General features: G+C 67.7%; 8 protein-coding genes. 6 read left to right on the forward strand and 2 right to left on the reverse strand.

Going from position 1 to position 16,437, the window contains the following annotated elements:
- The first annotated feature begins 1 nt into the window (after window position 1).
- The 6 genes from DOM66_RS04475 (at window position 2) to DOM66_RS04505 (ending at window position 14,361) form a co-directional block, all read left to right on the forward strand.
- Window positions 2–1,249, forward strand: coding sequence for a capsule biosynthesis protein (locus DOM66_RS04475; RefSeq protein ID WP_110689358.1), 1,248 nt, complete (start codon window positions 2–4; stop codon window positions 1,247–1,249).
- Window positions 1,246–2,025 carry an SDR family NAD(P)-dependent oxidoreductase gene (locus DOM66_RS04480; protein ID WP_110689359.1) on the forward strand — a complete coding sequence of 260 codons (780 nt, stop codon included), beginning with the start codon at window positions 1,246–1,248 and terminating at the stop codon, window positions 2,023–2,025. The genes DOM66_RS04475 and DOM66_RS04480 overlap by 4 nt, the downstream gene beginning before the upstream one ends.
- A complete protein-coding gene (locus DOM66_RS04485) occupies window positions 2,022–3,551 on the forward strand; it encodes an LTA synthase family protein (RefSeq protein ID WP_110689360.1) in 1,530 nt (509 codons plus the stop codon). Before DOM66_RS04480 ends, DOM66_RS04485 begins: the two co-directional genes overlap by 4 nt.
- Window positions 3,552–3,780: 229 nt before the next feature.
- Window positions 3,781–11,250 carry a type I polyketide synthase gene (locus DOM66_RS19870; RefSeq protein ID WP_245392354.1) on the forward strand — a complete coding sequence of 2,490 codons (7,470 nt, stop codon included), beginning with the start codon at window positions 3,781–3,783 and terminating at the stop codon, window positions 11,248–11,250.
- Complete coding sequence (locus DOM66_RS04500; RefSeq protein ID WP_110677326.1) at window positions 11,247–12,569, forward strand: aminotransferase class I/II-fold pyridoxal phosphate-dependent enzyme; 1,323 nt, start codon at window positions 11,247–11,249, stop codon at window positions 12,567–12,569. The genes DOM66_RS19870 and DOM66_RS04500 overlap by 4 nt, the downstream gene beginning before the upstream one ends.
- A gap of 283 nt (window positions 12,570–12,852) precedes the next feature.
- Entirely contained in the window at window positions 12,853–14,361 is a 1,509-nt protein-coding gene (locus tag DOM66_RS04505; RefSeq protein WP_110689361.1) for an autotransporter outer membrane beta-barrel domain-containing protein, read from the forward strand.
- Window positions 14,362–14,425: 64 nt separating this feature from the next.
- On the opposite strand, the gene DOM66_RS04510 is transcribed toward DOM66_RS04505, so the two are convergent.
- Both DOM66_RS04510 and DOM66_RS04515 read right to left on the reverse strand, forming a co-directional pair.
- A complete protein-coding gene (locus tag DOM66_RS04510; RefSeq protein ID WP_223161894.1) occupies window positions 14,426–15,823 on the reverse strand; it encodes an aminotransferase-like domain-containing protein in 1,398 nt (465 codons plus the stop codon).
- Window positions 15,824–15,846: 23 nt separating this feature from the next.
- Window positions 15,847–16,419, reverse strand: a complete 573-nt coding sequence (locus DOM66_RS04515; RefSeq protein ID WP_110689363.1) for a hypothetical protein — start codon at window positions 16,417–16,419, stop codon at window positions 15,847–15,849.
- Window positions 16,420–16,437 lie beyond the last annotated feature (18 nt).

Here is a 16,437-nt window from a genome sequence, read left to right on the forward strand (position 1 = left end):
GTTGACGACGTCCCGCAAGTGTTTTCTGCTGCTTCAAGGTGTCTGCTCGCCGTTCTTCGACCGGCTCGGCGAGCAGCTCCTTGCGGCAGGGCATCGCGTGATCAAGGTCAACTTCACCGTCGGTGACAGTCTCTACTGGCACCACGGCAATACCTACGCCTACCGCGGCCATGCCGAACGAATCCCTGACTACCTGGCCCGGATCTGGGAGCGTCACGCGGTGACCGACCAGGTGGTGTTCGGCGATCGCCGCCCGGTGCATCGCCGCGCGATTCTCGCCGCGCGTGAACGCGGCATCCGCAACCACGTATTCGAAGAGGGCTACTTCCGCCCCTACTGGGTCACCCTGGAACGCGAAGGCGTCAACGCCCACTCGCTGCTGCCGCGGGACCCGGAGTGGTATCTCGAGGCGGGTCGACGCCTGCCCAGCGCCGGCAAGCCCAAGCCGTTCCCCAACCAGTTCAGCACCCGCGCTCGCCACGACGTGCTCTACCACCTGGCCGGGGTGGCCAACCCGTTCTTGCATCCGCACTACCGCAACCACGCCCTGGTCACCGCGCCGGTGGAGTATGCCGGGTTTCTGCTGCGCAAGGCGCGCATGCCCTACCTCGCGCGACGCGACGACGAGCGCATGCACGCGCTGCTGACCGAGAATCGCCCCTTCTTTCTGTTGCCGCTGCAGCTCAAGAGTGATGCCCAGATTCGCTATCACTCCGACTTCAAGAACATGCAGGAGGTGATCGGCAAGGTGGTGGCCTCGTTCGCCTATCACGCACCCGCCGGCGCTCGCCTGGTGATCAAGAACCACCCGCTGGACATGGGCCTGGCCCACTACGCCCGGATGATCAAGGTGCTGATGAAGGAGTACGATCTGGCGGATCGCCTGGTCTATCTCGAGGGCGGCAATCTGGAGGCCCTGCTCAAGCGCGCCGACGGGCTGGTCACCGTCAACAGTACCGCCGGCAACGTCTCACTCGGCTTCGGCTGCCCCACCCACACTCTGGCCTCACCGATCTACGACATGCCCGGGCTCACCCATCAGGGCAAGCTGGACGATTTCTGGCAGAATAGGCCGCAGCCGGATGCGGCACTGTTTCGGGCCTATCGCCGAACCGTGGCGCAGACGGTCCAGATCAACGGCGGGTTCTACTGCCGCCCGGGTATCGAGCTGGCGGCCGGGCATGCCCTGCAGGTCATGGAACGTGACCGCTCGCCGCTGCAACAACTCAAGGACGAGATTGCTTCATGAGACGTATCGTCATCACCGGAGCCACCGGTGCCATTGGCGCCGCCCTGGCCAAGTACTACGCCGAAGCGCATGCCAAGGGCTGCCGGCTGGAACTGCACGGGCGGCGCAGCGACGTGCTCGAGGAAGTCGCCGACGCCTGCCGGCGACTGGGTGCCGAGGTCGAGACCAGCCGCGTCGACCTCAACGACGACGACGCCCTGTTCGCCTGGCTCGAATCGCTGTGCACGCCGACACCGCCCGACCTGGTCATCGTCAATGCCGGCATGAACATCGATATCGGCACCGACAATCAGGGCGAAGCCTGGGACGACGCCAGCCGCCTGCTCGCGATCAACCTGCGCGTACCCATGGCGATGGGCAACTTCCTGGGCAAGCGCATGCGCGCCGCGGGGCGCGGCCAGCTGGTCTTCATGAGTTCGCTGGCCGCCTACCACGGGCTGCCGGTGACGCCCAGCTACAGCGCCAGCAAGGCCGGCGTGAAGGCCTACGGTGAGGCGCTGCGCGGTTGGCTGGCGCCCTATGGCGTCGGTGTCAGCGTAATCATGCCGGGCTACGTCAGCTCGCAGATGTGCCATGACATGCCCGGACCCAAGCCGTTCCTGTGGCAGCCTGAGCGGGCCGCCCGGCGCATCGCCACGGGCGTGGCGCGCAATCGCGCACGCGTGAGCTTTCCCTTCCCGCTCGACTTCGGCTGCTGGTGGCTGGCCGTGCTGCCGGCGGCGATCTCCCAGCGCCTGCTCAAGTGGCTCGACTACGCCGAGGGCTCGAAGTCATGAGTGCCGGTATCGCTCACACCCTCGGCGCTGTGATGACCACGCTGCTGCTCACCTCGCTGTTCGAGCTGCTGCTCAAGCCGCGCCCGCGCCCGCTGTGGCAGCGTCCCGCGGCGGTGATCGGCGTGCACGCGGCCACTACGCTGCTGCACTTCACGCTGTGGCTGCTGATCGTGCAGCGGCCGTGGTTCGCGGTGGTGATCGCCGGTTCGCTGCAGATGGTGATCGTCCAGGTCAACAACACCAAGTCGGCGTCGCTGCGCGAGCCCTTCCTGTGCCAGGACTTCGAGTACTTCGTCGATGCGGTCAAGCATCCACGTCTCTATATCCCGTTCTTCGGTATCGGCTTGACCATTGCCGCCAGCAGCGCCGGCGCCCTGGCCATCGCCGCCGGCTTCTGGCTCGAACCCTCACTGTTCGCACGCCCCGATGCCCCCTGGAGCCTGTTCGCCACCCTGGCGCTGAGTGCCGCCAGCGCGATCGCCCTGTGGCTATGCCTGTCGCGCCTGCCGGCCTGCACGCTCGAGCCCAACCGCGATTTGGTCGAGCTGGGGCTCTACCCCTACCTGTGGGCCTATGGCAGGCTGCTGCGCCAACCGCTGGCAGCGGGCGGCAACGCTGCGGCCTTCCCCGAACCGGCGACACCGCCCGCCAGCAACACCCTGCCGCACCTGGTACTGGTACAGAGCGAGTCGTTCTTCGATCCGCGCACTTGGTACCCCAGCGTACGTATGGAGATTCTGCGCGAGTATGATGCCCTGGGTGATGAAGCGCTGGCCACGGGTCGTCTCGAGGTCCCCGCCTGGGGTGCCAACACCGTGCGCACCGAGTGTGCGGTGCTCACCGGCCTGACCCCGGAAACCCTTGGCGGCCACCGCTTCAATCCCTACCATCAGCTGGCGCGGATGCCGGTGCGCAACCTCGCCGGTGCACTCAAGGCACTGGGCTATCGTACGGTCTGCGTACACCCCTATCCGGCCAGCTTCTATCTGCGCGATCGGGTCTATCCGCAGCTCGGGTTCGACGACTTCATCGATATCACCGCCTTCGACGAGGCCGACCGCGATGGTCAGTACACCGGCGATCTGGCCCTCGCCGAGAAGGTGCGCGAGCTGCTCGCCGCGGACGCGGGGCAGCCGCTGTTCGTGTTCGTGATCAGCATGGAGAACCATGGCCCGCTGCATCTGGAGACGCCCGACCCCAGGGTGGCCGCCGACTGGATCGAGGGCGAGCTGCCTGCCGGTTACGGTGATCTCGCGGTCTATCTGCGCCACCTCAACAACTGCGACAAGATGCTCGCGCGTCTCAGGGAGCTCCTGACGACAGCCGACAGGCCCGGCATGCTGGCGTTCTACGGCGATCACGTACCGATCATGCCGGGGGTCTATGCCGATCACGGCGAGCCGGATGGTTTGACGAACTATTTCATCTGGCAGACCGACGCCGGGCCAAGCGATAAGATGCGCATGACACTCTCAGCGGATAAGCTGGGCACCACCATTTACCAGACCATCATCGAGCGCACGTAAGCAGGCAATCGACGGGCAAGCATGGCGGCGAGACGCCTGAGCACGTGCACAGGCCGTGAACGTACCAGGCGATGTCGACGCCACGTGGGCGCAGCGCTGCGCCAAGGACCTGGATGCCCCAAGGGACGCTGTCTCCGCCTATCGCACACACGGCGATAGCGCAAACAGCGCCCCGGCGATGACGCAACAATAGCAAGGCGTAGCCCAGGCTACGGAGAAAGGAGTCCCAATGACCCAACGCGTTGCCATCATCGGCGCGGCTCATCGTTTCCCGAGCGCCCCGACTTCAGAACGTTTCTGGCAAGCGCTCAAGAGCGGCGAAGACCTGGTCACCACGGTCGCCGCGGACCGCTGGGACCATGAGGTCTATCGCCACCCCGACAAGCACCATCCCGGCACCAGCTATACTTTTGCCGCCGGCAGTCTGGGCGACATTTCCGGCTTCGATGCGGCTTTCTTCGGCATCTCCCCGCGCGAGGCGGCGCAAATGGACCCGCAGCAGCGCCTGCTGCTGGAGATGACCTGGGAAGCGATGGAGGATGCCGGCATCCCCCCGCAGCGCCTGCGTGGCAGTCAGTGCGGAGTGTTCATGGGCGTCGCCAGTCTCGACTACTCCTATCGCATGGCCGACGACATGTCGGCGATCGATACCTCCACCGCCACCGGCAATACTTCGAGCATCGCCTCCAACCGCATCTCCTATCTGTTCGACCTCCACGGGCCGAGCATGTCGATGGATACCGCGTGCTCGTCGTCGCTGGTCGCTTTCCACCAGGCGTGCCAGTCGATCCGCAGCGGCGAAACCGAGATGGCCCTGGCCGGCGGGATCAGCCTGCACCTGCACCCGTTCGGCTTCATCATCTTCTCCAAGGCGAGTATGCTCTCGCCCACCGGGCGCTGCCAGGTGTTCGACGCCGACGGCGATGGCTACGTGCGCTCCGAGGGCGGCGGCGTCTTCCTGCTCAAGGATTATGACAAGGCGGTAGCCGACGGCGATCGCATCCTCGCCGTGGTCGCTGGCAGCGGGGTCAATACCGACGGCTACAAGAAAGGCCTGACCGTGCCCAATGCCGACGCCCAGGTGGCACTGATGCGTCAGACCCTGGCGCGCGCCGGCCTCACCCCGGACGATATCGACTACCTCGAAGCCCACGGCACCGGCACCGCGGTCGGCGACCCGCTGGAAACCCGCGCCATCGGTGCAGCGATCGGCCAGCAGCGACGCCAGCCGCTGCCCATCGGCTCGGTCAAGTCGAACCTCGGCCACCTGGAGACCGCCTCGGGGGTCGCCGGCCTGGCCAAGGCGATCTACGCCCTGCGCGAGCGCGAGGTTCCGGCGACCATCGGTATCCGCAAGGTCAACCCGCGCATCGATCTCGACGGCTGGAATCTGGAGATCGTCGACAAACCCCGCCGCCTCAAGGCCGAAGGCACACTGACCATCGGCGTCAACTCGTTCGGCTTCGGTGGCGCCAATGCCCATGTGCTGCTGCAGTCGGCACCGGCGATGGCGCAGCCCGCGGCCGCTGATGCCGACCGCCAGCTACCGCTGTGCCTGAGTGCGCGCAGCCCGGAAGCACTGCGCGAATTCTCCAGCCGCCTGAGCGCCACCCTGGCCAGCCACCCCGAAGCCTTCTACGACACCGCCTATAGCCTGGCTTTCCGCCGCGAGGCCCACCCCCACGCCGCGGTGCTGTTCAGCACCAGCGCGGGGGATGCGATCGCGCGCCTGGACGCCCTGGCCGCCGGCGAGAGCGTCCCCGGCAGCGCCAGCGCCGAGCGTGTCGCCGACGACCACGGCCCGGTGTTCGTGTATACCGGCAACGGCTGTCAATGGGAGCGCATGGGGCAGACCCTACTGGCGGAGTCGGCGGTATTCGCCGCCGCCATCGACGAAGTGGATGTGCTGTTCCAGCGCCATGCCGACTTCTCCCTGCGCGATGAGCTGAACGGCACCAATCAGGCCCGCGATGAGTCGGGAGAAGATCGCCTGGCGCGCACCGAAATCGCCCAGCCGGCGCTGTTCGCGCTGCAGGTGGGGTTGACCCGGCTGCTGGCCGCCGAGGGCGTGCGCCCGGCGGCGGTCACCGGGCATAGCGTGGGCGAGGTCGCCGCTGCCTGGGCCTGTGGTGCGCTGACGCTGGAGACCGCGGTCAGCGTGATCTTCCACCGTAGCGCCGGCCAGGGCCGCACCCGCGGCAGCGGCGAGATGAGCGCCGTGGGCCTGGGCGCAGAGGCGATGCAGGGCTGGCTCGACGCGCCCGAGTACGCCGAGATCGTGATCGCCGGGGTCAACAGCGCCAAGGGCGTGACCCTGGCCGGCCCGGCCGAAGCGCTGACGCGTCTGGAGAGCGCGCTCACCGCCGAGCGTATCTTCGCCAAGCGACTGCCCCTCGACTACGCCTTCCACAGCCCGGCGATGGACCCGATTCGCGCCCCATTGATCGACGCCCTTGGCCCCCTTGCCCCGGGCGACGGCGAGCTGCCCTTCTACTCCACCGTCTCCGGCACACGCCTGCCCGGTCGCGAGCTGGGCGCCGACTACTGGTGGCGCAACATCCGCGAGCCGGTGCAGTTCGCCCCCGCTATCGACGCCCTGATCACGGCAGGCGCCCGCACCTTCGTCGAGATCGGCGCGCAGCCGATCCTGCGCCGCTATCTCAGCGACGCCCTCGCCGCCGACGCCCAGCCGGGCTGCGTACTCGGCACCCTGGCCCGCAGCGATGATGGTCTCACTGCCGTCGAAACCAGCCTCGCCGGCCTGCTCGCCAGCGGCAGCGTGTCACCGCGCCACTGGTTCCCGGTAGTCGGCCGCTTCGTCGACCTGCCCCACTACCCCTGGCAGCGCGAAAGCTACTGGGTCAGCCCCACCGGCGATACCCAGGGGCTGATGGCGCGCCACTACGAACATCCGCTGCTCGGCTACCGTCTCGCCCGCCAGGGCTGGGCCTGGGAGAGTCAGCTCGATAGCCGGCGCTTGCCGTGGCTGGCCGACCACCGCGTCGGCGATGCCACCGTGTTCCCGGGGGCCGGTTTCGCCGAGCTGGCGCTGGCCGCCGCCAGCGCCTGGAAGGCCAGCCCACTGCTCGATATCGAGGCACTCGAGATCCTGAGCCCGCTGCTGCTCGACGCCAGCCACGGCAAGAAGCTGCTGCTCGAGCTGCAGGAGGCCGATGGCAGCCTCACCATGCAGACCCGCGAGCCGGCCAGCGACGATGCCTGGACCCTCAACGCCCGCGCCCGCATCGCCGCCCAGACCCGCGGCCTGCTGTTGAGCCGGCGCAGCGCCGGCTTGCCCCAGCGCGCCCCTGACATCAGCCGCGAACGCCACCTGGCGATGGCGGCCCACGTCGGGCTCGACTACGGCCCCGGCTTCCAGGCCATCGACGCCATCTGGGTCGAGGATGACCGCGCCCTGGGGCGCATCGACCTGCCGCCAGCGATAGCCGAGGGGCAGCGCGACTGTCTGCTCGCCCCGGGCATTCTCGACAGCGCCTTCCAACTGTTCATCCCGCTGCTGGCCGATGAGCTCGCCGCCGCCGGCGGGATGGCCTTCGTGCCGGTGCGTCTGGAGCGGCTGCAGCTGCGTCTCGACGCCGCACCGCCGGCGTGGATGGAGGTCCGCCTCACCAGCCGTGCGCCCCACTCGCTGTGCGCCGAGGTGGCGCTCTACGCCGCCGACGGCCAGGCCATCGCGGTGGTCGAGGGCGCCCGGTTCAAGGCTGCACGCCTGCGCCACGCCCCCCAGCACCGGCTGAGCTATCTCGACCACCGCCTGGTGCCGGCACCGCGCGAGGCCGCCAGCCTGCCGCTGGACGACGCCAGCGCCGAGCTCGCCCTGAGCGAGCTGCAGACGCGCTACCGCGAAGTGACCGGTGGCCGCTACGCAGACGAGGTCGCGCCGCTGCTCGACACCTTGGTCGCGACCTTCCTCGATCAGGCGCTGCGCCCGCATGCCGATGCCGACGGCCAAATGCCGCAGGCCCGCTTCGACAGCGGCGCGGCCGATCTGCGCCAGCGCCGACAGCGGGTGATCGAGCTTGCCATGGCCAGTGGCGTGGTCAGTCAGACCGATGCCGGCTGGCAGCTGCGCGAAGCGGAAGAGATCGACGCCGCCACGATCTGGAACCTGCTGATCCGCGACTACCCCGACTACGCCGCTCTGACCCACAGCGTCGGCCGACTCGGCCTGCACCTGGCCGAGTGGCTCGACGGCCAGCTCGATGCCGAGAGCCTGGGGCTGGACAGCGCGCGCATGACCCGGCTGATCCAGGCCAGCGTGGGTGAGCGCGGCTGGTTCGCGCTGGCCGACACCTGGCAGGCGCAGTACCAGCTCTCGTTGCAGCTGCTGCCGCCGCAGCAGCGGCTGATCCTGCTCGAGGCAGCGGCATCGCGGCCGCAGTTGGGTGAACGCCTGCTCCAGGGCATTCCCGGTGACCGCGCGGCGTTCCGCTTTCTTCCACTGCGCGATAGTGCACGCCAGGAAGCCGAGGCGCTGGCCGAGCAGGATGCGCGTGTCGAGCTGATCGCCACCGACGCGGCCGATGCGGATATCGGGGCGACGGTCGCGCTGATCACCCTCGACGGCACCCGCGAAGAGACCGCCGCGCTACTGCGCACGCTGCCGCAGCAACTCGACGAGGAGGCGCAGATCGCGCTGCTGGCCCAGGGCGACAGCGACTGGCGCAGCTTCCTGTCGCTGGCCCTGGCGGACGACACCCTGCCCGCGGCGCTCAATGAGGTGCGCGAGCAGCTCGAGATGCTCGGCTACCGCGGGATCGCCGAGCATGCCCTGGAGAGCGACCATGGCGGGTTGGTACTGCTGACAGCCCAGCCGCCGCTGGCCAGCGCCACGCCGGGCGATGATAACGACGAGCGTGCCGAGACCGCACCGGCACACTGGCTGATCCTGGCCGACGCCGCCTCTCAGCCCCTCGCAAACGCGCTGGAAGCGCGCCTGAACGCCCTCGAAGAGACGGTCTCGCGGCGCAACGATGGTGAACCGGCGGCACTGCTCGCCGAGGTCGCAGCGACCCAGGTGGTCGACCTGCGCGGCCTCGGCAGCGACGCCGAAACACGCTGCGTGCTCGCCATGCAGTGGTTGCAGAGTCTCGAAGCCAGTGGCAGTGAGGCGTCACTGTGGCTGATTACCCAGGGCGTCGGCCCCACCCTGGGCGCGATGGATATCCTGAGCGCCACACCGCCCGAAGACGCGGCCTTGTGGGGCTTCGGCCGCTCCCTGCAGAACGAGGCCGGCAGCCGCCAGGTGCGGCTGCTCGATCTGCCGCCAAACGCAGCGACCAACGAGGCGCTGCTGGACGCCCTGCTGTTCGAGCTGGAGATGCCGGATGCCGAGAGCGAGGTCGTGCTCGACGCCGAGGGCGCGCGCTGGGTGCCGCGTCTCGGGCTCGAGCCAGCGCCGGGCAGCGTCAACGAAGCCGAGCAGCGCGAGATCGGCGCCGGCCACGCGGTCAGCCTGGGCTTCGAGCTGCCCGGTCAGCTGCGCCATCTGCGTTGGCAGCCCCATACGCTGGCCGCGCCTCAGGCGGGGCAGGTCGAGGTGGCGGTCAAGGCCACCGGGCTCAACTTCCGCGACGTGATGTATGCCCTCGGCCTGCTCTCGGACGAGGCGATCGAGAACGGTTTCGCCGGCCCCACCCTGGGGCTGGAGTTCGCCGGTGAAGTGGTGCGGGTCGGCGATGCCGACAGCCCGCTCAAACCCGGCGATGCCGTGGTCGGTTTCGGCCCGGCGAGCTTCAGCGACCGCCTGATCGCCGATGCCAACGCCGTCGCCGCGATTCCGGCGGAGATCGGCTACGCCGCCGCGGCCACCATCCCCACGACCTTTTTCACCGTCTACTACTCGCTCAAGCATCTGGCCCGCCTGCAGCCGGGTGAGCGGTTGCTGATCCACGGTGCCGCCGGCGGCGTGGGCCTGGCCGCGATCCAGATCGGCCGCTGGCTGGGCGCCGAGATCTACGCCACGGTCGGCTCCGCGGAAAAACGCGACTTCCTGCGCCTGATGGGCGTGGAGCGGCTCTATGATTCACGCAGCCTGACCTTCGCCGAAGAGATTCTGCACGATCTCTCGGTGGACAACGGCGGTGACGGCCGCGGGGTCGACGTGGTGCTCAACTCGCTGGCCGGCGAGGCGATCAACCAGAACCTGCGTGTGCTCAATCCGTTCGGCCGCTTCATCGAACTGGGCAAACGCGACTTCTACGAGAACACCAAGGTCGGGCTACGTCCGTTCCGTAATAACCTGAGCTATTTCGGGGTCGACTCCGACCAGCTGATGCGCGAGCTGCCGCGCCTGACCGGCGAACTGTTCGGCGAGATGATGGCGCTGTTCGCCGACGGCACCCTGGCACCGCTACCCTACACCGCCTTCGGCAGCGATCGGGTGGTCGAGGCCTTCCGCTACATGCAGCAGGCACGCCAGATCGGCAAGGTGGTGGTCACCTACGAGCGTCCGCCGCAGATCGCACCGACGCCCAGTGACGATCTCACTCTCACCCTGGATGCCGCCGCGACCTACGTGGTTACCGGCGGGCTGGGCGGTTTCGGCCTCGCCACCGCCGAATGGCTGGCCGCCAAGGGTGCCCGCAAGCTGCTGCTGCTGGGACGCCGCGGCGCCACCACCGAAGAGGCCCGGGCCGGCGTGGCACGGCTGCAGGCCGCGGGTGTGAGCGTGCATGCCGAAGCCTGCGACGTGACCGATGCCGAGGCCCTGCGCGCGGTACTCGACACCGCCCGCGATGCCCTGGGTCCGCTCAAGGGCATCGTGCACGCCGCCACGGTGATCGACGATGGCCTGATCCGCAATCTCGACGCCGAGCGGGTGCGCCGCGCGATGGCGCCCAAGCTCGACGGTGCGCGCCATCTGGATGCGTTGACCGCGAACGACCCGCTCGATTTTTTCGTGGTCTACTCCTCCGCGACCACGCTCTTCGGCAACCCCGGCCAGGCCAGCTATGTGGCCGCCAATCACTGGCTGGAAGCCTTCGGTGCGCAGCGACGCGCCCAGGGTCGCCCCGCCACCGTGGTGCGCTGGGGGGCGATCGAGGATGTCGGTTTCCTCGCGCGGCATACCCAGACCCGCGACAGCCTGCAGGAGCGCCTGGGCGGCGAAGCACTGACCTCCCGCGATGCCCTCGAGGTGCTCGAGCGCATGCTGGTGGCCAATGTCGCCTCGCTCGGCGTGCTCGAGCTGGAGTGGCGCGCGCTGGCGCGCTTCCTGCCCACGGCGGAGACGCCGCGCTACCGAGAGATCGCCCGCAGCGCCAGCGACGACGGCAGCAGCGAAGGCGACGAGGACCTGCAGCAGCTGCTGGCAAGTCTGGAGCCGGAGGCGCTCTACGACACCCTGATCGGGGTCCTCAGCAAGGAACTCGCCAAGATTCTGCTGATCGATGAAGAGAAGATCGACATTCACAAGTCGGTCTACGACATGGGCTTCGATTCGCTGATGGGGGTCGAGCTGGTCACCGCGCTGGAGTCGCGCCTGGGTATCCAGGTCCCGGTGATGGTGCTCAGCGAGGCCGGCACCCTGGCCAAGCTGTGCGACTATCTGATGCACAAGCTGCGTGGCGACGGTGGCGACAGCGATAACGAAGACGAATCGATCAGCAGTCTCGCAGCCCGCCACGGGGTCAGCGAGCTGCAGGATGGGCAAGTCCCCGGAGAGAGCAAACCGTGAGTCAGTCCGATACGCTCAAGCAGCGTCTGCTCGACCAGGCCCGCCAACGGCGCCAGCAGCGCCCGGCGGGCGATGCCCCCAGCCCGCGCCCCGCAGGCGCCGGCGTGGACGAACGCTTTACCCGTTTCGACCGCCACCCTGGCTATCAGCAGTTGAAGCTGATGCGCGAAGGTGGCCAACGGCTAGGTATCCCCGACCCCTTCTTCAAGGTCCACGAAGGCACCGCCGGGGCCACCACCACCATCGGTGGGCGCGAGTGCATCAACTTCGCCAGCTACAACTATCTCGGGCTGGCTCACCACCCCAAGGTGATCCAGGCCGGCATCGAGGCGCTAAAGCGCTACGGCAGCTCGGTCTCGGCGAGCCGACCGGTCTCCGGCGAGCGCCCCATCCACCACGAGCTGGAGCGCGCCATCGCCGAGACCTACGAGGTCGAGGACGCGGTGGTGTTCGTCAGCGGCCACGCCACCAACGTCTCGACCCTGGGCTACCTGCTCGGACCCAAGGATCTGGTGCTGCACGACGAGTACATCCACAACAGCACCCTGGTGGGGGCCCAGCTCTCCGGCGCGCGGCGGATGAGCTTCGCCCACAACGACCCGGCGGCACTCGAGGCCCTGCTGGCGCGCCACCGTGGGCAGTTCGAACGCGTGCTGGTGGTGATCGAGGGGCTCTACAGCATGGATGGGGACGCCCCCGATCTGAAGCGCTTCGTCGAGATCAAGCAGCGCCACCAGGCGTGGCTGATGGTCGATGAGGCGCACTCCTTCGCGGTGATGGGCGACACCGGCCTGGGGCTGCGCGAGCACTGTCAGGTGGCGGCCACCGACGTCGATATCTGGATGGGTACGCTCTCCAAGACGATGTCCGGCTGCGGTGGCTATATCGCCGGCTGCCGCGAACTGGTCGAGATGCTGCGCTACTTTGCGCCGGGCTTTCTCTACAGCGTGGGCATGCCGGCCCAGGTCGCCGCCCCGTCACTCGCCGCGCTCGCGGTGATGAAAGAGGAACCGCAGCGCCTGCGCGACCTGCACACCATCTCGAGCTACTTCCTCGAACAGGCCAAGGCGCGCGGCTTCGACATCGGCGACAGCATCGGCGTTGCGGTGGTACCGATCATCGTCGGCAGCTCGGTGCTCGCCGCCGGCCTCTCGGACGCCCTGCTCCAGCACGACATCAACGTACAACCGATCCTGCACCCCGCGGTGCCGGAAAAGAGCGCCCGTCTACGCTTCTTCCTCAACTGCGAGCACACCCGCGAGCAGATCGACCGCACCCTGGACGTCCTTCAGGTCGAGTGGCAGGCCCGCATCCAGTAAGCAGGCCAATCGCTCCCGCGACCGCGGCGCCACGCCGCGGTCTTCCCTCAGCGCGTATTCCCCCTCGTAGGTGGGGCCAACGCTAGACGCGAACTTTACCCGCAAAGAACAAACCGGCAGCCTTGCCTTTACCGCCTCAATCTCCGAGCAAGCCCCCTCTCCTCGCGTCGAGTCGCCTCACTACATTAGAGCCACCTTGTATTTTATTTCTCGTCCGTCATGCTGAACTCTGCCCCTTATTTGCCGATGACAAAACTCATATAACCGACAGGGAACAGCAGCGATGCGGATCGACATCAAGGCGGCCGTACTCGGCTTGAGTACGCTTACCGCTTGCCCCAACGTGGCCGCCGCCGGCTTCGGTCTGGCAGAGCTGATTCAAATTGGCCAGGCACTGCCCGATGTGCAGAACCAGGATGCCCTCTCGATAGACGCTACTCAGGCCAGCCTGAAACTGAACAACGGCCGTGAATTCACTATCAGCTCGCCCGACGGCCAGACCTCGCTGGCCGACCTGGTCAAGGGAGACAGCGTGGCGCTGGATGTGAACGGCAATCGGGTCAACGTCACGACCACGGCTGCAAGCCTCGAAGCGGGTTATGACAAGGGCGATCAAGCGGCGGTCTACTCGATCTCCAGCGTGGTCGACACCCGGCCGCTGACCCTGAGCTGGGAGGGTACACCTGATTCGATCGCCACAGCCAATCGCCTCTCCGCCACCCTCAACGGCCAGCCCGTCACGCTGGTTCTCCCCGAGGGCCAGACGCTGGACGATTTCAAGGGGTCGACGCCGATCACCCTATTGGACGCCAACGGCAATCCGCTGGTCGAGGAGCGGTCACTCAACGCGCTCTCGCCGAGCCGCCTGCTGCAACTGGCCGCTCGTCTGGGCATGCTCGATACCGACATGGCGCTACGCGGCGCCCAGAAGCAGGCGATGGCGCAGAACTTCGGCATTCTCTCCAGTCAGATCGACAGCGCCATGCAGCCCGGGCGGGCGCGCTCGAATGCCCCGCGCCAGGGCCAGCGCTTTGCCGCGGGTCGTGGCTTCAACGTCTGGGTGGCCAGCGAAGCGAGCGATCTGGAGGGGCGTGCCAACACCACCGCCTATGACGGCGACGGCAAGGCAGCGTTCGTCGGCATCGACTGGAAGCGCAACGACTGGCTGCTGGGAATCGCCACCGGGCACAGCTCAGTCGATATCACCACCACCAACCGGGTCGCGCGTGTCGATCTCGGCGGTGACGTGATCGCCCCCTACGCCGCCGTGGCCGTCGACAATGGCCGCTGGGTGTTCGATGCGGTTGGACTCTATCAGTCGCTGGATGGCCGCAGTCGCAACCGCTATCTGGACGGCGATGTGGATCTCGATGGCGAGCGCTGGGGCGCGCGCGGCTCGACGACCTACTATCTTCCACGCCTGGATCAATGGCAGGTCGGGGTGACCGCCGGCGGCGCCTATCTCAATGACAAGCTGCAGGGGCGCTATCTCGGCACCCAGAGCGATTACGGGGTCGAGCTCGGTGAGCTCTTCGGCGGGCTCAAGCTGGGCTACGATCTGCCCCACGGGCAGCTCTACGCCAGCGTGCTGCACTATCACAACATCACCGCCCACGTGGACAGTCGGGTCAATCTCATCGAGGAGGATGACCCCAGCCGGGAGCAGTTGGGCGTGGGACTGTCACATCAGTTGGGGCAGCGCTGGAATGTCGACTTTGCCGGTGTAGCCGTCGTCGGCAGCAGCGACACCCGCTATCGCAAGGTGCAGGCGACCCTGGCCTACCGTCTCTAGGTACCCTTGCCTAGCGTTTCCAGGGACGGTGCTGAAAAAGACATGCGCTCGCCGAGAGCGGGGATCAGATCACGCCGATATGCTGATCCGGGCGACTCTGCAGGGTCTGGGCGATATCGCCCAGGGCCACCGCCAGCGACTGGCGGCTGATGGCGCCGCCCAGACAGACGCGCACGGCCTCCGGCGGCTGTCCGGAGACGGTGAAGGCGTCGCTGGGTACGACACTGATGTCGAAGTTGCCCAGACGATGGGCAAAGGCCGCCCGGCTCCAGTGGGATGCCAGGGGTATCCAGATATGGAAGGCGTCCGGCTGTCCGCGGAAACTGCCCTGGGGCAGCCACTCGCCGACCAGCGCGTAGCGGGCACGGGTCTCGCTGCGTATCGCTTCCAGCCAGCGCGCCGCGATGCCACTCTCGATCCACTCGGTGGCCAGTGCGGCATTCAACGGCGATGCCATCACCGTGGTCGCGCGCATGGCACCGGCCAGACGCCGCGCCTCGGCCTGCCCCGGCGCCACCACATAGGCGAGCCGCAGCCCCGCGCCCAGACACTTGGCCAGCCCGGCAATATAGTAGGTCGATTCCGGCGCATAGCTCGCCAACGGTGCCACCGGCTGACGCGGCAGCGCGGCGTAGGCATCGTCTTCGATGATCGGCACGCCGTAGCGCCGCGCCACCTCGGCGATCGCCTCGCGCCGGGCGGGCGTCATCGTCCCCGCGGTGGGATTGTGCAGGGTCGGATTGCAGTAGAGCGCGCGCGGCGAGTAGCGGGCGCAGGCGGCGGCGAAAGCTTCGGGATCTATGCCCGCCTCGTCGATCGGCAAGCCGACCAGTCGGATACCCAGCTGCCCGGCCACGGCGCGTAGACCGGGATAGGTGAGCGCGGCACAGCACACCACGGCATCCGGCTCGGTCGCTTTCAGCAGGGTCAAGATAGAGAGCAGCGCACTCTGCGCGCCGGGGCAGACAAGTAACCTCGCCGCCGGCACGTCAGGCCAGTGCCGCGATAGCCAGCCCGCGCCGGCCTCGCGGTCGCGCGTGGAACCGCCGAACTCCTGATAGCGCAGCAGCTCCGGCAGCCGCGGCTGCAGGGCGGCCAGGCCGGCCTGCATCTGCGCCGCCAGCTCGGTGTCGGTCGGCTCCGGCGGCAGGTTCATGCTCATGTCCGCGCCGCGCCGAACCTCCGGCGGCGGCAGCGGCGTAGCCACCTTGGCGGGCCGCGCCTCGCCAAGCACGTAGCTGCCACTACCGACCCGCCCCTCGATCAGACCACGCTCCCGCGCCTCGTTGTAGGCTCGGGTCACGGTGGTGAAGTTGATCCCGAGATGCTCGGCGAGCTGACGCTGGGTCGGCAACTGCTGATTCGGCGCGAGGCGGCCGCTGGCGATATCCTCGGCGATCGCATCGGCAATGGCACGATAGAGCGGACGCGTCGCCAGCGAGAGTCGCGGCACCCACGGCATGACATCTTCGGCCCAGACCGGCATCAGGCGAGATACCGATTGAGGCGGCCGATGCGATAGAGATCGTGCAGGTAGAGATCCAGCTTGGCCACCGCGTGGGTCAACAGGATCACCAGCACCAGCAGCACCAGGATCACCACCGGGTCGTTCATCCAGGCAAAGGTCGCGCCGGGCACTTCGTAAGCAACGGTATAAAGGCTCAGGCCGCCCAGAAACATGGCGATCAGGCAGTCGACAAGCACCACGATCAGCAGGGCCTTGCGCCAGTCATGCGCCACCGGACGGCCGGTCCACAGCGACAGATAGCGAATTTTCACCCCCTGCTCCAGCACGATGCTCTTGCGCCGGCGCAGCAGCGGCTCAGGGTTACGCGACAGCGTCTCGTCACGCTGTGCCGCGCTCACCAACCGCTCGGGAAAGACCCCGCGCAGCGCCGCAAACGCACTCTCTGCCGCGGAAACACGGCTCGCCCCTTCACGCATCGCCAGCGCTTCGTCGTCGCCGACGTTCTGCGCATAGTAGATGTCGTAAACCTGATAGACGGCGAATGCCACCCCCACAAAGATCACCGCCAGCACCAGTATTGTCTGGATCATACCCCGCCCCCCATGATT

Origin of the sequence: Salinicola endophyticus (genome assembly GCF_003206575.1) — a bacterium.
GTDB classification, from domain to species: domain Bacteria; phylum Pseudomonadota; class Gammaproteobacteria; order Pseudomonadales; family Halomonadaceae; genus Salinicola; species Salinicola endophyticus.

What these genes read in the sequence shown, in the direction of transcription:
- DOM66_RS04480 (WP_110689359.1), top strand. Translation starts at nt 1,246, where the DNA reads ATGAGACGTATCGTCATCACCGGAGCCACCGGTGCCATTGGCGCCGCC.
- DOM66_RS04485 (WP_110689360.1), top strand. Translation starts at nt 2,022, where the DNA reads ATGAGTGCCGGTATCGCTCACACCCTCGGCGCTGTGATGACCACGCTG.
- DOM66_RS19870 (WP_245392354.1), top strand. Translation starts at nt 3,781, where the DNA reads ATGACCCAACGCGTTGCCATCATCGGCGCGGCTCATCGTTTCCCGAGC.
- DOM66_RS04505 (WP_110689361.1), top strand. Translation starts at nt 12,853, where the DNA reads ATGCGGATCGACATCAAGGCGGCCGTACTCGGCTTGAGTACGCTTACC.
- DOM66_RS04510 (WP_223161894.1), bottom strand. Translation starts at nt 15,823, where the DNA reads ATGCCGTGGGTGCCGCGACTCTCGCTGGCGACGCGTCCGCTCTATCGT.
- DOM66_RS04515 (WP_110689363.1), bottom strand. Translation starts at nt 16,419, where the DNA reads ATGATCCAGACAATACTGGTGCTGGCGGTGATCTTTGTGGGGGTGGCA.